The organism is Candidatus Nitrotoga sp. BS (assembly GCF_927797785.1).
GTDB lineage: Bacteria > Pseudomonadota > Gammaproteobacteria > Burkholderiales > Gallionellaceae > Nitrotoga.
Window position 1 is genome coordinate 1 of record NZ_CAKMLL010000032.1, and the last position, 16,915, is coordinate 16,915.

Annotated in this window: 15 protein-coding genes; 2 read left to right on the plus strand and 13 right to left on the minus strand. The window is 45.5% G+C overall.

The features are described from left to right. Positions 1-326: 326 nt before the first annotated feature. The 9 genes from MJ769_RS02380 to MJ769_RS02420 form a co-directional block, all read right to left on the minus strand. The gene (locus MJ769_RS02380) at positions 327-2,234 is read right to left on the minus strand and encodes a GGDEF domain-containing response regulator (RefSeq protein WP_239234246.1); all 1,908 of its coding nucleotides are present in this window, start codon (positions 2,232-2,234) and stop codon (positions 327-329) included. Between the two features lie 55 nt (positions 2,235-2,289). After that, positions 2,290-2,934 (minus strand): DedA family protein, encoded by a 645-nt coding sequence (locus MJ769_RS02385; protein WP_239234247.1) that lies wholly within the window; start codon positions 2,932-2,934, stop codon positions 2,290-2,292. A 3-nt stretch (positions 2,935-2,937) separates the two neighbouring features. Beyond that, complete coding sequence (secF, locus tag MJ769_RS02390) at positions 2,938-3,867, minus strand: protein translocase subunit SecF (RefSeq protein WP_239234248.1); 930 nt, start codon at positions 3,865-3,867, stop codon at positions 2,938-2,940. Between the two features lie 16 nt (positions 3,868-3,883). Further along, positions 3,884-5,695: a protein translocase subunit SecD gene (gene secD / locus MJ769_RS02395; RefSeq protein WP_239234249.1), complete on the minus strand. Its 1,812-nt coding sequence runs from the start codon at positions 5,693-5,695 to the stop codon at positions 3,884-3,886. Positions 5,696-5,704: 9 nt separating this feature from the next. Next, complete coding sequence (yajC, locus tag MJ769_RS02400; RefSeq protein ID WP_239234250.1) at positions 5,705-6,028, minus strand: preprotein translocase subunit YajC; 324 nt, start codon at positions 6,026-6,028, stop codon at positions 5,705-5,707. Positions 6,029-6,064: 36 nt separating this feature from the next. Beyond that, entirely contained in the window at positions 6,065-7,168 is a 1,104-nt protein-coding gene (gene tgt / locus MJ769_RS02405) for a tRNA guanosine(34) transglycosylase Tgt (RefSeq protein WP_239234326.1), read from the minus strand. Positions 7,169-7,282: 114 nt separating this feature from the next. Then, positions 7,283-8,188 carry an SPFH domain-containing protein gene (locus MJ769_RS02410; protein ID WP_239234251.1) on the minus strand — a complete coding sequence of 302 codons (906 nt, stop codon included), beginning with the start codon at positions 8,186-8,188 and terminating at the stop codon, positions 7,283-7,285. A gap of 14 nt (positions 8,189-8,202) precedes the next feature. Continuing rightward, positions 8,203-8,574 carry an NfeD family protein gene (locus MJ769_RS02415; protein ID WP_239234252.1) on the minus strand — a complete coding sequence of 124 codons (372 nt, stop codon included), beginning with the start codon at positions 8,572-8,574 and terminating at the stop codon, positions 8,203-8,205. A gap of 1,174 nt (positions 8,575-9,748) precedes the next feature. After that, complete coding sequence (locus MJ769_RS02420; RefSeq protein ID WP_239234253.1) at positions 9,749-10,204, minus strand: hypothetical protein; 456 nt, start codon at positions 10,202-10,204, stop codon at positions 9,749-9,751. A 186-nt stretch (positions 10,205-10,390) separates the two neighbouring features. On the opposite strand from MJ769_RS02420, the gene MJ769_RS02425 reads away from it, so the two are divergent. Next, positions 10,391-11,806 carry an aminotransferase-like domain-containing protein gene (locus MJ769_RS02425; RefSeq protein WP_239234254.1) on the plus strand — a complete coding sequence of 472 codons (1,416 nt, stop codon included), beginning with the start codon at positions 10,391-10,393 and terminating at the stop codon, positions 11,804-11,806. Positions 11,807-12,022: 216 nt separating this feature from the next. Next, positions 12,023-12,535 carry a DUF1993 domain-containing protein gene (locus MJ769_RS02430; protein WP_239234255.1) on the plus strand — a complete coding sequence of 171 codons (513 nt, stop codon included), beginning with the start codon at positions 12,023-12,025 and terminating at the stop codon, positions 12,533-12,535. A 270-nt stretch (positions 12,536-12,805) separates the two neighbouring features. Here the strand turns inward: MJ769_RS02430 and MJ769_RS02435 are convergent, their stop codons facing one another. The 4 genes from MJ769_RS02435 to MJ769_RS02450 all read right to left on the minus strand — a co-directional run bounded on the left by MJ769_RS02435 (position 12,806) and on the right by MJ769_RS02450 (position 16,605). Next, the gene (locus MJ769_RS02435) at positions 12,806-13,294 is read right to left on the minus strand and encodes a hypothetical protein (RefSeq protein ID WP_239234256.1); all 489 of its coding nucleotides are present in this window, start codon (positions 13,292-13,294) and stop codon (positions 12,806-12,808) included. Between the two features lie 60 nt (positions 13,295-13,354). After that, positions 13,355-14,185: a hypothetical protein gene (locus MJ769_RS02440; protein WP_239234257.1), complete on the minus strand. Its 831-nt coding sequence runs from the start codon at positions 14,183-14,185 to the stop codon at positions 13,355-13,357. 643 nt (positions 14,186-14,828) lie between these two features. Beyond that, a complete protein-coding gene (locus MJ769_RS02445; RefSeq protein ID WP_239234258.1) occupies positions 14,829-15,515 on the minus strand; it encodes a dienelactone hydrolase family protein in 687 nt (228 codons plus the stop codon). A gap of 340 nt (positions 15,516-15,855) precedes the next feature. After that, positions 15,856-16,605: an MBL fold metallo-hydrolase gene (locus MJ769_RS02450; protein ID WP_239234259.1), complete on the minus strand. Its 750-nt coding sequence runs from the start codon at positions 16,603-16,605 to the stop codon at positions 15,856-15,858. Between the last annotated feature and the right edge of the window lie 310 nt (positions 16,606-16,915).

Genomic DNA, 16,915 nt, shown 5'->3' on the forward strand with positions numbered 1-16,915 from the left:
CCCTAAAAACCTGTCAAGTGTTTTCTTGATTATTTATAGGGGTGAGTAGTTACACATTTTGAATGGTGGCGTTGTTATTCGCACGCCCCAGTCAACAAACTTTAGTGAGCGCACAATCAAAAAATTAGAATTTTTTATTCTGGCTTATGTAACAGAATCGGCAGGAAAATTTTTATGTTAAAGAATATAAAAATCTTTAAATACGGACATTTGAACTGGCGCTGCTTTGACAGACTTTATTAATACTATGTTTGTGTTACAAAAAGACTTTAGCTAATTATCTTTACAACGATTGGACGCAAATTTTTTCTAGATGCAGAGGAAAATTAATTCCAAACAGTGATGTTACGCCCCATTTCTTTAGCCTTATACAACCGTTTATCTGCAAGTTGCAGTAACATTTCAGCATTTAACAATGCTGAAGATTTACTCGCTACCCCGATGCTAATAGTGACTCTCGTCCCCAGTTGAGTATCTCCCATAGCTACATTCTGACGCAATCTCTCTGCATACGGATAGATCTGATCTGCTAGTGCATCCGGGCAAATTACTAAGAATTCTTCCCCACCAAAACGGCAAACCAGATCCTGCTTGCGTGCGGATGAGCGTAAAATTTGCGCCACCTGCTTCAACACATCATCCCCCACCTTATGACCATAAGTATCGTTAACCTTTTTGAAGAAATCCACATCAACCATCATGCAAGACAGCGGACGGCCACTGCGCTCTGCTACCGCCCATTGCTGCTCCAGGTAATCATTTGCATGGCGACGATTGGGCAACTCAGTGAGCACATCAGTAAGCGCCATTTGCTGCAATCTCTGGTTTGATGCTGCCAATTGCGCAGCAATATTGCGTAACTGCAAATGTTCAACCTTCAGTTCATCCTGCAACTGCACCATACACTGAGTGACATGCAGTCTCGCACCAAGCACGTTTGAGTTAACCGGCTTAGTTAAGTAATCGGAGGCTCCAACCTTAAATATTTCTTCCAACCTAACCAAATTTTCTTGGGTCAGCATGACAAACACATGGATATTGCGCCATAGCTCATTACATCTAAGCGCCTTGCAGAATTCGATGCCATTCATCTTAGGCATGTGCCAGTCAGTAATGATAAGTTGAGGCATAAATTTATCGAGCATACTTAACGCTTCCACCCCATCGCCAGCAGTAGCAACCGTATGCCCCGCTTTTGTCAGTAACAGTTTCAGAACCATCGTCGTTGCATAATCGTCCTCTACCAGAAGGATACGCAATGGATAGCATGTCTCCAGACTAATCTCAGGTGCCCCGTCATCCAAAATTTCCAGCTCGTTAGGTGGCGTGTCTTGCAAAATCTCCTTGAAAGAGGGCATCTCTGTCGAACGAATGCCGAATAACTTACTCCATTCACGCCATTCCTGCACCGTCTTATCGCCTAACTCAGAAAAAGTATCCGCCTCCAAGCCCAACCTGGCGGCATTAATCATCAATTGAGATAGCATTTTGTGCCTTTGCTGACCGTGCGATAAACACGTTTTGGCAAAGCGGTTTGCGATATGTAATATATTTAGTACATGCCAGTTTCGATTGCCTTCCGCAAGATCAGACAGAGCTGGATTTTCATGATATAAAGCGGCTATATGGAATACTTGTGGCAGACCCCAGTTTGCTAACATCTCTTTAGTCAACTGGTTGTGATCAAGCCCGAATTCAGTGCGTTCGAGATCAATTAATATAGTATCTGTGTTGCCTGCTGCAGTCTTGTCAAGAATGAGGGAATATTCTTGAGGATATGCCGTCGCCAGTCCCAAAGAACCAACTTGAGCCAGCAAACCGAGAATAAACATTTCTTCGGCTGCTCCCATTCTACGGCCTTCGATAAAGTTTTTTGCAGCAATTGCCACCAACAATGATTGCGACCAAAAGTTTTGATAATTGAACTTTCGGCATGCTCCATCGCGGCTACCTTCCACTAGCGACAAACCCAACACCACATTACGTACAATACTCAAACCTAAAGACATGACCGCATCTGTTATTGATGCAATAGGTCTTGTCTGATAAGACATGAGTACATTGGCCATTTTAATTAACCGACCTGACAATGCCGGGTCCGTCTTTATCGCATGAGTGATTTCCTGAGTCGTTACATCTTCTTTCAAGGTGAGCTGAATTATTTTCAGAGCCAAACCTTTAGGGGAAGGCAAATGATCTTTTGCCTTGAGTTCCTCAAAGATAGCATTAACCATAGTTCAATTCACCTCTGATCCAGCCAAGTGCAACTTTGAATAAAATATTGCTAATTTATGCACTATGCGTGCGACGATGCCGAATAAATTCTCGCAATGCTGGTATAAATGAAAAAACAATGACAATGACAACCATAAGCGTCAAGTTATCTTTCACCACTGGGATATTACCTAAAAAATAGCCTCCAAAGGTAAAAAGGCTAATCCACGCGACACTCCCTAACGCACTGAACACTATAAAAAGGCGATAGCGCATCAAACCAATGCCAGCTACAAATGGCGCAAATGTTCGTACGATGGGCAAAAAGCGAGCAAACAGAATTGCTTTTCCTCCGTGCTTTTTGTAAAACACATGCGTTTTTTCTAAATGTTCATGTTTGAGAAAGCGTGAATTCGCACGCTTAACTAAACGCATGCCCACCAACCGACCGATCCAGTAGTTAGTGCTATCCCCTAGAAATGATGCAGCCATCAACATTGGCAAAATCAACTTAATTTCCAGCGCGCCAACCCCACACAACGCACCTACCACAAACAATAGCGAATCTCCCGGTAGAAAAGGCATGACTACCAGTCCAGTTTCGCAGAAGATAATCAGGAACAGGATGACATAAATCCACATGCCATATGCCTGCATGATTGCTAATAGATGAACGTCCAGATGCAGGACAATATCTATAAAAGTAGCGATCAGTTCCACAGTCTAGGGTAAAACTTCTTCAGTAACTTTCTCTGTCTTAATGAAATCCTCGCGCGAAACACCCATCAACATAAGCAATGGGCTGGCCACCAACACTGAGGAATAAATACTAAACAGAATGCCAATAGTCAATGCCAATGCAAAATAATGCAATGTCTCCCCGCCTAAAAACAGCATCGCTGTCACCATCATCTGGGTAGAGAGGTGAGTAATGATGGTACGCGACATAGTGCGTGTAATCGCGTTGTCGATTATTTCGGCAACCTCCGTCTTCCGCATCTTACGAAAGTTTTCCCGAATACGATCGAAAACTACCACTGATTCATTTACCGAATAACCCAGCACGGCTAACAGCGCAGCCAGCACGGTGAGTGAGAAATCCCACTGGAAGAATGCAAAAAAACCAATAATAATAACCACGTCATGCAAATTGGCGATTATCGCGGCTAGGCCAAACTTCCACTCGAATCGCACCCAAAGGTAGCAAGCGATACCAATGGACACTAGCAACAAAGCAAGCGCACCATTCTCCACCAAATCTTTACCCACTTGCGGGCCGACAAATTCTACACGGCGCATTTCCACACTGGCATCCTGCTGGCGCAACTTGTCGAGAATCATCTCGCTCAGTTTCGCGCCAACTACATTCTGCTTAAGCGACACTTGTAGTAGGACATCATGGCTAGAGCCAAAATTTTGCACTAACACATCATGCAGCCCCATGTCAGTTAGTTGCCCACGCACCTTGTTCAGGTCAGCTGTCTGAGAGTAGTGCACCTCCATCACCGTTCCACCGGTGAAATCCACGCCGAAATTCAACCCTTTAGTTGCGATAAAAAATACCGCCAGAACAAACGTCACCAGGGAAATTGTGGTGGTATACCGCCCATAGCTCATGAACGGGATGTTGCGGTTGATCTTGAAAAATTCCATTATTGCCTCTTTATACTTAACCGATGGAGATATTGGTCAACCGTAACTTACGCCCGTAAATCAGGTTAACCAGTGCACGCGATATCATCATTGCACTGAACATCGAAGTAAGAATGCCCAAGCACAATACAACAGCAAAACCTCGTACCGCCCCGGAACCAAACATGAATAACGCTATACCCGCGATCAAAGTGGTGATGTTGGAATCAAGTATGGTACGGAACGCTTGCTCATATCCGGCATGGATGGATGCTTGTGGCGTATTGCCATTACGTAGCTCCTCCCGAATACGCTCATTGATCAAAACATTAGCATCAATCGCCATGCCCAGCGTCAGCGCTATGCCGGCCATACCAGGCAAGGTCAACGTGGCTTGCAGCATGGACAACAATGCCACAAGCAGCAACAAGTTAGCGCCCAGTGCCAGAACGGAAACAGCGCCAAACAACATGTAATAAGCGATCATAAAAATCGCAATGGCAACAAAACCGATCTGCGTGGAACGAAAGCCACGCACAATATTGTCCGCGCCGAGACTTGGGCCGACAGTGCGCTCCTCAATGATTTCCATCGGCGCTGCCAGCGCACCAGCGCGCAACAACAACGATATATCGTTTGCTTCTTTGGTGTTCATCTGTCCACTAATTTGCACACGGCCACCGCCGATTTCCTCACGGATCACTGGAGCTGTAATTACTTCACCTTTACCTTTTTCAAATAGCACTATAGCCATACGCTTGCCGACATTCTCGCGCGTCGCATCTTTAAATTTACGCGTACCCGCGCTATCCAGATTGATATGAACTGCTGCCTCATTGGTACGGCTGTCAAAACCGGGTTGCGCATCATTGATGCGCTCACCGGTGAGCAGCACGCTTTTCTTCACCAGCAGCTTAGAGCCGTCCCGATCCTTGAACGTCTCGGTACCAAACGGTGCGGCAGAGCCTTCGTTGAACTGATGTTCATCATCTACCAGACGCACTTCCAGTGTCGCGGTGCGGCCAAGAATATCTTTCGCATGTGCCGTATCCAGCACACCGGGGAGTTGCACCACAATTCGATCTAAACCTTGCTGCTGGATTGTCGGCTCTGCCACGCCTAATTCATTGATACGGTTACGTAAGGTAATTAGATTCTGCTGCACTGCGGAATCTTGAATGCGTTTTTCTTCCACCGGTTTTAAGGTAACAAGCAAGAGAATCTCGTTGCTTCCATTTTTTTCATTGAAGGCCAAACCGCCGAAACGTTGTGTGAGTTCAAACGCTCCTTTACTGCGCGTTTCCGCATCACGGAACTTAATCGTCACTAATCTACCATCACGGCTGACACCGGAATAAGCAATACTCCGATCACGGAGGGTGCTTCGTATATCGCCGGAAGCAGTTTCCAACGCCTTATCCAACGCAGCCTTCATATCAATCTGTAGCAAGAAATGCACCCCACCACGCAAGTCCAATCCAAGATACATAGGCCGTGCATTTATAGCGGTTAACCACTGCGGCGAGCGTGATTGCAGATTGAGGGCAACCATATAGTCATCGCCCAGCTTTGACTGAAGTATATCTTTAGCTTTAAGTTGATCATCGGTACTATTAAAGCGAGCTTTAACGCTCGTAGGATCCAGCATGACCCCTTCCGCATTTAGATTTGCCGCTTTAAGCGCTTCATCGACCCGCTGCAGCAATGCATTATCCGCCTTTAAATTTGCGCGTATGGGCAACACTTGTACAGCAGGAGATTCACCATACAAATTAGGCAGGGTATAAACGAGGCCACAAATAAATACAAAGAGAACAAGCAGATATTTCCACAGCGGATAACGGTTCATTGCAGTACCTTAAATCGATTTAATTGTTCCCTTGGGCAGCACGGTTTGAATCGCACTTTTCTGAATCTGAACCGTAACATTTTCAGCGATTTCCAAGCTCATATAGTCATCCCCCACCTTGGATACTCGACCCAACTCTCCACCGATTGTGACGATTTCATCACCTTTTTGCAGGGCAGCCAGCATGGCCTTTTGTTCCTTGGCACGCTTCTGTTGCGGACGTAACAGAAGAAAATAAAACACTACAATTACTGCGACTATAGGCAAAAACTCCAAAAACCCAGAACCGGACGCAGCCGTAGAGGTTTGAGCATAAGCGTTGCTAATCAACATGACACTTTTCCCGGTTAAAATTCGAAGCGGCGAATTTTAGCACGAACTGGCACGGGCTTGCCGAAACCGGCTAACGAACTCATCGAACTGGTGAGTTGTAATAGCGGCACGAATTTCACTCATTAACTCGTGGTAATAATGCAAGTTGTGAATGGTATTAAGGCGCGCACCAAGTATCTCCCCGATGCGATGCAAGTGGTGCAAATAAGCGCGGGTAAAATTACGACAGGTATAACAACTACATTGTTTATCAATCGGTTGAATATCGAGGCGATATTTGGCATTTTTGATCTTAATGTCGCCGTGGCGGGTAAAAAGCATCCCGTTTCGCGCATTGCGTGTGGGCATCACGCAATCGAACATATCTATGCCATGTGTGACCGCCGCCACCAAATCTTCAGGTGTTCCAACGCCCATCAGATATCGCGGCTTGTCGACAGGGAGCTGCGGCGAGGTATGCTTCAGAATACGCAGCATGTCTTCTTTCGGCTCCCCCACCGACAACCCACCTATGGCGTAACCGTCAAAGCCGATATTTACCAGCTCGCGTAAAGATTCATCGCGCAGATTTTCGAACATGCCGCCCTGCACAATACCAAAGAGTGCGTTGGTATTGCCTTCGTGCGCACGTTTTGAACGCTCCGCCCAGCGCAAACTTAGGCGCATAGAGTCAGCTGCTTGATTTTCATCCGCTGGATAAGGTGTACATTCATCGAAAATCATCACGATATCGGAATTCAGCACCTTCTGAATTCGTATGGACTCTTCCGGCGTCAGAAAGCATTTATCACCATTCACTGGAGATTGAAACTTCACACCCTCCTCGGTAATCTTGCGCAGCTCGCCTAAACTGAACACCTGAAATCCACCCGAATCGGTTAGGATCGGCCCATCCCAGCCCATAAATCCATGCAAGCCGCCGTGCGCCTCAATAACTTCCAAGCCCGGGCGTAACCATAGATGAAAAGTGTTGCCCAGCACAATCTGGGCGCCAATTGCTCTTAACTCTACAGGCGACATCGCCTTCACTGTGCCATAAGTGCCGACTGGCATGAAAGCGGGAGTTTCAACAATGCCATGAGCTAAAGAAAGGGTGCCACGACGAGCAAAACCGTCAGTAGTGTTCAAACAAAAATCCATCAAAGAATCTCCCTCAGTCGCAATAACCACTACTTTGAAAATGACTCAGGGATTACAAATAGCTCGCATAGACCATATAACATCCAGTGGCCATTTTCACGGCGAGTGCAATCTCTACTTCTGCGTTTTAACAATGCTCATCGCCGCCGCTACCATAGCTCCCATATCTGCCATATTACCTGGCAGAATCAGAGTATTGCCTTGCTTGGCGACATTACCGAAAGCTTCCACATATTTTTCCGCTACCTTGAGGTTAACTGCTTCTATCCCTCCGGGAAACTGAATCGCTAATGCGACCTGCTGAATAGCCAAGGCGGTCGCTGTGGCGACGGCAGTAATGGCCGCAGCTTCGCCTTGAGCCGCATTAATTACAGCCTGCTTCTCGCCTTCTGAACGCTGGATAAAGGCTTCGCGCTCGCCAGTGGCAATATTAATCTGCTCTTGTTTACGTCCTTCGGAGGCAGCAATTAAGGCACGCTTTTCTCGTTCAGCAGTAATCTGCGCCTGCATAGCAAGCAGAATTTCCTTAGGAGGCACCAAATCCTTAATTTCATAACGCAACACCTTCACCCCCCAACTGGCCGCAGCTTCATCAAGAGCCGCAACCACAGCACGGTTGATATCATCCCGCTCCTCGAAAGTCTTATCCAATTCCATCTTGCCAATTGCCGAGCGTAAGGTGGTCTGTGCAAGCTGAGTGATAGCGCTAAGGTAATCGCTAGAGCCATAAGAAGCCAACTTCGGATCAGTGACCTGAAAATAAAGGACACCATCCACTTGTAGCTGCGTATTGTCCCGGGTTATACAAATCTGACTGGGAACGTCCAGCGGGACTTCCTTGAGCATATGGCGGTATGCAATACGATCGATAAAGGGAACCACAATGTTTAAGCCAGGTGCTAACACAGCATGAAACTTACCCAAGCGCTCAACCACCCAGGCATGCTGTTGCGGCACAACATTAAGCGCCTTGACAACAAACACAACGGCAGCCACTAAAAGAAACAGTGCGATTTCCATATTATTTCCTAAGGTTATTGTTGTTGCGGCTTGTCTGGTGTCAAAATCAACTTTGAGCCCTGTATTGCCTTGATATAAAGTACACCATCGCGTGACAAGCAGGGAGACTCCAGCTCCGCATCCCATTCCGTGCCTCGGTAATGCACACGCGCAACACCGTCATCACGCCATGATATAGCCTGCACCGACTGACCGATGTCCAAGCTTTGGCTAGTCATCTTGCCCGTAGCCGTGCCTCTCATGCGCCGCAACATCACTGTGCCAAATATACTGGCCACCGCACTAAGTGTGATTTGCAATGGTAAGTTAAGTCCAAGCAGCGCCGCAATACCTGCCAAGCCTGCAGCAATACTCACTATTAGTATGTAAAACGTTCCCGTAGCCATTTCTAATGCCAGCAGGCCTAAGGCTAACAAAAACCAATATATGTAAGGCTCCAAGTGCACTTTATTATATTCCTTCAATCTAATTTGATGATCATATCAGACCCAAGCCACTTCCCCGCAGACACACCAACATCCATGAACAAAATAAGGATTCTAATCTTAATATTAAGCTTGGAAGAGTCAAAGAGGCTAACTCTTCAAATCTATGAGTCCAGGTAATCATGAGCAGGTTGTTCATGATTACCTGGACTTAGGGCACCATCAAGGCAAAGATGCTAAATATCGTTCTCGATTTTTTCAATCTGGCTAGGTATCGCAGGATTTATTCAGACTTGCAATTACCTATACCATAATTTTTACCATCGGCGCGATGAAGCCAGTTCAGCCAAACTTACACGAGAAGCTGCCATACGCAGCTTTTGAGTCGCAGATATAGCGAATGCCATTTCAGTAGGTGCTCGTTTTAAACCGCTACCGATGATTGAATCTGGGCAGTTTCCTGGACGTTTATTCAAGCTAAAATAATTTAGTCCAGCCGTTCAAGCGTGTAGGTCGACAAGTCTGCCCTTTAGACAAAAACTAGCGCAGCAATCCTTTAGAATTTTTGTACAAACCGCGTTGTCATGAAAGGGCCCCTCCGACACTATCGACTACGGTGTATGTATACCAAAGACCATGCGCATACAGTTAATATCCATGAAACAGCTCTAACAGTTATCGAAGTATCAATTAAATTCATCTGGATCGCTATTGAGACCGCACTTAGATTAATAGCTACAATTGAACATAATAAATATAGCAGTAATGATTTCAGCATGGTTTTTACCCTTCCTAGTGACTTACAGGTAGATTTATCTATTAAAACTACATTTAGTTAAGCTTAAGTGGTATTTTTTCATATGCAGTGCTGCTCTGACTGTGAACAACTATCTAAATCTGGGCTTTCTGACAGAGCTTTCGTGTCCGAAATAATCCTTGTTAGCCGCCTCTAGAACGACCCTAAAGCTAGATCAAGGGGATGCAGTTGGTCGAAGTTATCCTTGACTCAGTGCAGACTGTAACGATGAGACACGGTTATAAGCAAGCTCTTTTTCTGCCATAGCCAGGCGGGTTTACACCGCCAGCAACAGACCTGACAAATGCTGATTAAATTACAATAATTAAACATGTAGGATCAAATAGTTACTTTTTTTTCGGCGGTCAGGTTTACCTCCCCATTTCTTTTGCTCGGATGGCCATACACACCTTTCACAACCTCTCCGATAATCCCTCCAAAATTGGCAGCTTCTACTACCAAAATGAGACAAGGTCCCCAGTATGCTAAAGGGATTAGGAAAAACATATCGACATCCGTAGCAGGATTTTCGAAGTAGGTTAAATAGACAAAGCTGATGCAGCGGACAATCAGTGGGGGTAAACAAGCCAGCCATTTTCCACCTAGACCAAAAATCCAGGACACCAAAAAGCCCGCAATGAACGGTACCAAAAATATATCTATCATCCACGCAAAAGTAAATGTGGAGATGCCCGTAAAGATTTCGATATTGACACCCAGCGCCTTATCTCCCAAATAAATTAACGCTGAGCCAGCCAGCACAGCAATACATCCTTTGGCGTATCGAGAATTCATTTTTACTACTCCTTTTTAATAAAGCTACTTGCTTCTTTAAAGATATTTAATAATAGTTAAGTACTTTTAGAGACGTTTATATTCAACCTGATCTCTTAATGCTTACATTACTAGACAATAATCTGACAATACAGGTACAGTTGTTTTTATAATTAACCAACCTGTACTGGTTCAGTAACCATGCCAATGTTAAGTTTAGATTCAAACGATCCGTTACCGTTGATTGACCAGATCGCCAATGCCATCCAAAAAATGATAGATGACAAGGCAATGCGACCGGGTTCACGTATGTCTTCGATACGAAAATTTGCTCAATACCACGGGGTAAGCCGCTTCACTGTTGTCCAGGCTTATGACAAATTGGTGGCAATGGGATATCTGCATTCGAGGCAAGGATCTGGTTTTTATGTTTCATCTCGACCGACGCCTCGTGATTTATCGGAAGCGGCATACAAACTCGATAGCGTAATAGATGTAGTTTGGCTGTTAAGGAATTCGCTAAAGGATCGTGCTAGCAAAACGATGCCCGGAGCATGGTGGCTACCAGCCTCATGGATGGTAGAAACGGGTATCAAAAAAAGCTTGAGAGCATTGTCACTTAAAGATGGAGAATTTCTAACCGCTTATGGCACGCCGGGTGGCTACTTACCTTTGAGGGACTTACTTCAAAGAAAACTATCTACGATCGGTGTTGTTGCAGATACGGCGCAGATCATCCTGACCACAGGTGTGACGCATGCGATGGATCTGGTCACTCGATACTTTGTACGGCCAGGAGACACTGTGTTAGTCGATGATCCAGGATACTTTATTCTTTTCGGAGGACTGAAATCATTTGGCGCGAAAATCGTCGGAGTGCCCTGGAATAATGATGGCCCTGATACCTGTGCGATGGAAACGCTCATCAAGGAACATCATCCCAAACTTTTTTTTACAAATACGATTTTGCACAATCCGACCGGCGCCAGCATTAGCCAGCCTGTCGCTCATCGCATGCTTCAGCTGGCCGAAAAATACGACATGATTTTGGTCGAGGATGATATATATGGCGATTTCCATCCTACGATGGCGACTCGCCTTGCGACACTTGACCAACTCAATCGAGTGATCTATGTAAGCAGCTTCTCGAAATCGGTCTCTGCAAGTCTGCGTGTTGGATATTTCGCGTGCAACCGGGAAATAGCAGAGAATCTCTGTGATGTTAAGCTTTTGACAGGCCTTACCACTTCGGAAGTAAGTGAGCGATTGATGTATCAACTTTTGACTGACGGCCATTATCGAAAGCACCTGGATAAGCTTCGAGCAAAATTGCAGCTGGCACGACAAACCACTATTTCAAAACTTGAAAACATCGGCTTTACAATATATTGCGAACCAGAAGGAGGAATGTTTGTTTGGGCGAAACTGAATGACCAAAGCAATGCGGCTGAAATTGCAAGCCTCGCTGCAATAGAGGGAATCATGCTCGCTCCCGGAAACATGTTCCGTCCACACCAGGAATCTTCACCTTGGTTCAGGTTTAACGTAGCCCATTGCGGCGACGATGCAACGTTTGAGTTTTTTAGAGTTGGGGGGTTCAACGCTGAAGCGCCGCTTTTGTAGGTGACTTTAGGCGGCGAGCTGAGTAAGTGAGCTACTTAAAAGACCAGGTCAAAGGGATTTTAAGATGAAGTACTATTTAATGAGTGAGGAATTCAATCTGAATGTATAGTGCATGTTGAGATTCTAAAAATGAGTTTCCAAAAAATCATTTTTATTCATTTAGGTACCTATCAAAGTGTATAACTATTACTATTATCAATTACTGAAAGGAAACTTATGAGCACTTATATGTACACCACATCCGTACCTGTTTTCAAACAGCTATTGAACAGCCTCAGTGCTATGTTGACCAAGGCTGAAGCTTATGCCACAGAGAAAAATTTTAAACCAACAGTATTACTGGATGCACGACTATACCCTGACATGTTCCCTTTGAGACGCCAAGTGCAAGTCGCTGCCGATTTTGCCAAGAGTGTATCAGCAAGGCTAGCAGGTGTTGAGGTGCCTGCGTATGACGACGATAACGAACTAACCTTTGCCGATTTGCAGGCACGAATTAGTAAAACTTTATCGTTTATCGAAAGCTTAACACCCGCACAATTTGAAGGCAGCGAAACGCGTGAGATTGTTTTACGCCCGGGCACACCGAAAGAGAAAAAAATGGTTGGTCACACCTATCTCTCCAACTACGGTTTGCCGCAATTTTACTTTCATATCACCACGACTTATGCGATTTTGCGGCACAATGGTCTGGAAGTTGGTAAACGAGATTTTATGGGTGACTATTAAGGTTGCTTAGCAATCGTTTCGGATCACAGCTTTCGCGGATATCCTGTGATCTGTTGCTCTAATCTTGCTTCCAGACGAGCATTCTTTCCCGCCACTTGGCGATAAGTGGCGACTCCGCTTTGCGTACAAATAAAGTCGAGTCTGAGCTAACCCGTGATTCAAGGTCACATAGATTAAGCACTATAGTACAACTTCACCACCTCAATCGGTTTTCGGTAGCCGAGCGACTGATGAATGAGGTTGCGGTTATAAAAGTACTCGACGGAATTGTTAGCCAACTTCACGATAGTTTTTTTCGCGCCATTCACGTTGCTTCGGAAAATAGCGGAAAAATGGCTTTAAATAAAGCGGCATGCACTCCCACTTTACTCGCTCCCAATCGTGCTTAAGAAGCAATGCAATGCGGTGATTGAACACTGACAAATCATCTGAATCCGCCGAAAACAAACGATCATAGTGATCCAGGATAGCGCCATCGTTGGTAATGTCTTTGGGATTTATTGACGTCGCCAAGACTGATCGCAGTGCGGCAACCTTGCTAGGTGATGGCGTTGTTTTGTTTTCTATGTGGAGAGCAGATATCTCTGCGGAGAGCTTTCGCATGTTGTCTCTCCACTTCTTTCGCTCTTCCGTGATTTGGCTCAATTGAACTGAGCGTTCGTCTTTGCGAAAGGCAATGAACGAGGCTATCCATCCGCCAACCATTGCGATGGACAGCCCGGCCAAAATCGAGGAAACACTTTCAGGAAATTGGAACATAAGCGATTAACGTAAAAGTAAGGAGCTGGGTGGTTTGCGCAGTCAAGCTTGACTGCCTGATTATGCACGAAGTTTGGCAAGATTGTCACCGATCTCATGAATAACTGCTCGCAATACTTGCAAGCAAATTTTTGCCGTATGTTCTCGTGGGGAAAAGCCAGAACTCATTTGCTCGAATGGATGTATGTAGTTTCTAAAGTCCCTAAGTGAATGGCTGAACTTGTGCGTGTCATGTTGTATTAGCCCTAGTTCCTTACCAACGTCGATGAAGCCACTAAGGTTCCACTCGTGAAATGGCCTCACCTTTGAGTTATTGTCCTTTGGCGATGATTTGGCAGAGTTAAATTGCTTGGGGTGTTGAATAGCCAAGCCAAGAAATATCCCTTCTAGCGTGCTTCCCGCTAGAAGAATAACTGCGAGTGGTGAGCCAGAATTAAAGCATTTTTCAATTTCCTTTATTCTGTACTGCAGCACAGTAGAGATTGCACTATCTAGTGTCAAAACCTTGACATCGACATTACTAAACTCGCGGTTCAGAAAATCGTTTTCAGATTCCTGTGGCACTTCTGGCTCGATTTCGACCTTCTCAAGTTTTTGAAAAAATATGTCGGCTTCTTTTCTAACAGCCTTCCATTTGTCGAATGCAAGATATTGATTGAACTCCTTGATCAAGATGTCTAACTCTTGAATCCGAGAAACAAAATTCACGGGTGCAAACGTGCTCTTGATGCACTGATCGAGCGTAGGCGTTCCGTTGATTTTTGCTAATTTCTCATCAGTAAAGTACCACCGAGATGGAAAGCCTTGTCCATACGAATCATTGAATCCTAGTTCGTTAAAGAATTGAACTAACTTAGGGCCTGATCGATACTCCGATTTTTCATTGATCATTTCCCGAAGGCATTCGAGAGTTTTCTTACATAGGATCATAGTTCAGAGTTTCGCTAATGAGAGCATAACGTAAAGTAGACTTCCTAATTGACGGGTCAAATACACAGGGTCAAGTCTCAATACTGTTCGGTTAGGGGTGAATTCCTGGTTTTTTAATGTTGTATCTTATTGATTATATTTATTAATTATTTTAAACCGAACAGTATTGGGTCAAGTCTTGCATTCATACATTCTCTTTCTTTCACCAGCTCGGTAGCCAATCTACCGACAAGCTCAGACGATGAGGTCTGTCTTCAGGTTGGGGCGGCTTCCCCAGTGAAACTCTGATTCTACGGGTGACTTCAACCAGAGTTAGAATGATTTTGATCATACAAGGTTGGACTGAATCAATGAAGCACACCATCTCCCTCACACTTGGCCTTGGTGGTAGGTACAAATGTGCTTGTACTTTGCCAGCGGTTGAGAATACTCGGCCTTATGTGTTTCCCGCTGCATCGGCATTTTGTCTACGCATCTGTTCATCAACTGTCTGTGATGTTGGGCTTCATTTCATTCAGCTCAATCGTGCTTCCTGACCGTAAACTCAATGGCTCATATGGCAAGAGAGTTGGACATGTATTGACTGGCAATGCGCAAAGGGAGGCTAGGCTAAATGCGTTCCAAAAAAGCGCATAGTTCGATCCCAAGCTATCTGTGCCCATGCTGCATCATATTGCATTGCCGGATTACGTCCTGGTCCTTGTGCGGTTTCGTTAGCGAATGCGTGATGAGCGAGATATCGGTGAGATTCCAAGTTCACTTTCGCACGCTGCAGCTTTTCTTCCAAGGCCTCCACACTGGCTATAGGAAATAACTGATCCTGCATGGCCCAGTGCGCCATCATCGGTACCTTGATCTTGCTGGCGTCTACATCTTCAAGTGGCGGCAAGCCATACCAAACTACTCCAGCTGCCACTTCTGCTACTGTGGTGAGCGTAAGGATCGTCAGTGCGCCACCCATGCAGAAGCCGGTAACGCCCACCTTGCCACCAAGTTTGGCGAGAAATTGCACGGCGCCGCGCACATCTTGCGAGGCGGCATCAGCAAAATCGAGGTCAGTCATTAGATGGTGAGCCTCCTCTGCTTCCACTGTGGATTTGCCACGGTAAAGGTCTGGCACGAGGGCAGTCAAGCCTGCCTTGGCAGCTCGATCAGCAACACCCCGAATCTGATCGTTCAAGCCCCACCACTCTTGGAGTATCACGAGAGATCCTATCTGTTTTTCGGCCTTGGCGAGATAGCCTTGTACCGTTTTTCCGTCTGGGCGGGTATAACTGATCATGGAGTTCATGGTAATTTATCCTTATTTAAGTGTGTAATGAGAATTTTTACTCTAAACTACATTGCCTGTCTAGTCAAAGCCTTATCAAAAGTGGTATGAGCGTAAGCGAGGCATCTGGTTGCGGCGATATTGGGAGCATCAAGTCCGGGTTGAAATTGATCTTACGCGTCACGTCTATTACATTCGTTACCTGTCGTCCTGTAAAACATGGTTGGACCTCTCACCCTGTTGATTGGCCACGTTCAATATCGCATGGCACTATTGAGAAGGGAATGGCAGCACGGTAGTGCGGGTTGGATGGAATGAAGCCCAACATTTCATTGCTCTCAGCTTTTCAATTCGGTGCCCGTCATCCTTGCGGACTATCGGTCATATGACCGCAATATTTCTCAAGATTTTCAGGGAGATGGTCTGGACAAACGCCGCACAGTTTATTTCCCGGCACTGCAAAATCAATGAACTTAGGGTAGGGCAAATTGAGGTTCGCCATAATATCTTTGAATTGCGCCAGCGTAAGATCTCCGCCTAGGCGAGGATTGCGTATCTTTTCCTGTGCGATGGAAGAAACACGCCTGTCTTTGTAATCATGACCGGGATAAACAAGAAACTCGTCTGGTAAGGAAAACAGCTTTTCTCTAACGCTCTTGTATAGCGCATCTGCGTCGCCGTTTTGAAAATCGGTGCGGCCACATCCCTCAATTAGTAATGAATCACCTGTGAATATCCGATCGCCTGACAGATAGGCAAAGTGTCCGTCAGTATGCCCGGGGGTATGCAACGGCTGCAATTGGATGCTACCAACATTTAACGGCGATCCTTCTTCAATTCCCACATCTGCGCAAGGCAATCGATCAATAGCGGGCATTGCTATCTTGCTGCCTACTTTTGATTTTAATTCGAGAGCGGCAGTGATGTGATCTGCATGAATATGGGTATCCAGACTATAGGCCAGCGTCAATCCAAGCCGACTGATTTCGGCAAGATCACGGTTGACCGAGTTGATAACTGGATCAATGAGGATAGCTTGTCGCGTTTCCTCACAGCCCAGCAAATAGGTATAGGTACTTGATAACGGTTCAAACAGCTGACGGAAGATCATGACGGTGCCTTTTAAAATTTAAGAAAATGATCAGGGTTTCTGCTTGTAGCTATTAATCCCCAATAGGCTGTTGAGCGGGCAGAATCCAACGAATACAGTATTCAACGCGATTCCGAAACGATACGGATCGCCTTGTCCGCAACACCTACATTGCAAGCTAAAGCTATCGTAGCCTCCTGCCGATAAAAACTCAGACATAGCATATCCTGATGAATAGCTGGCGAAGCCAAGTAGCTCATCAGCACAATATATTTAATTATATCCAACTAAAACATTCTTATTGAGGGAGATAGGTTGATGGGTGTCCCAA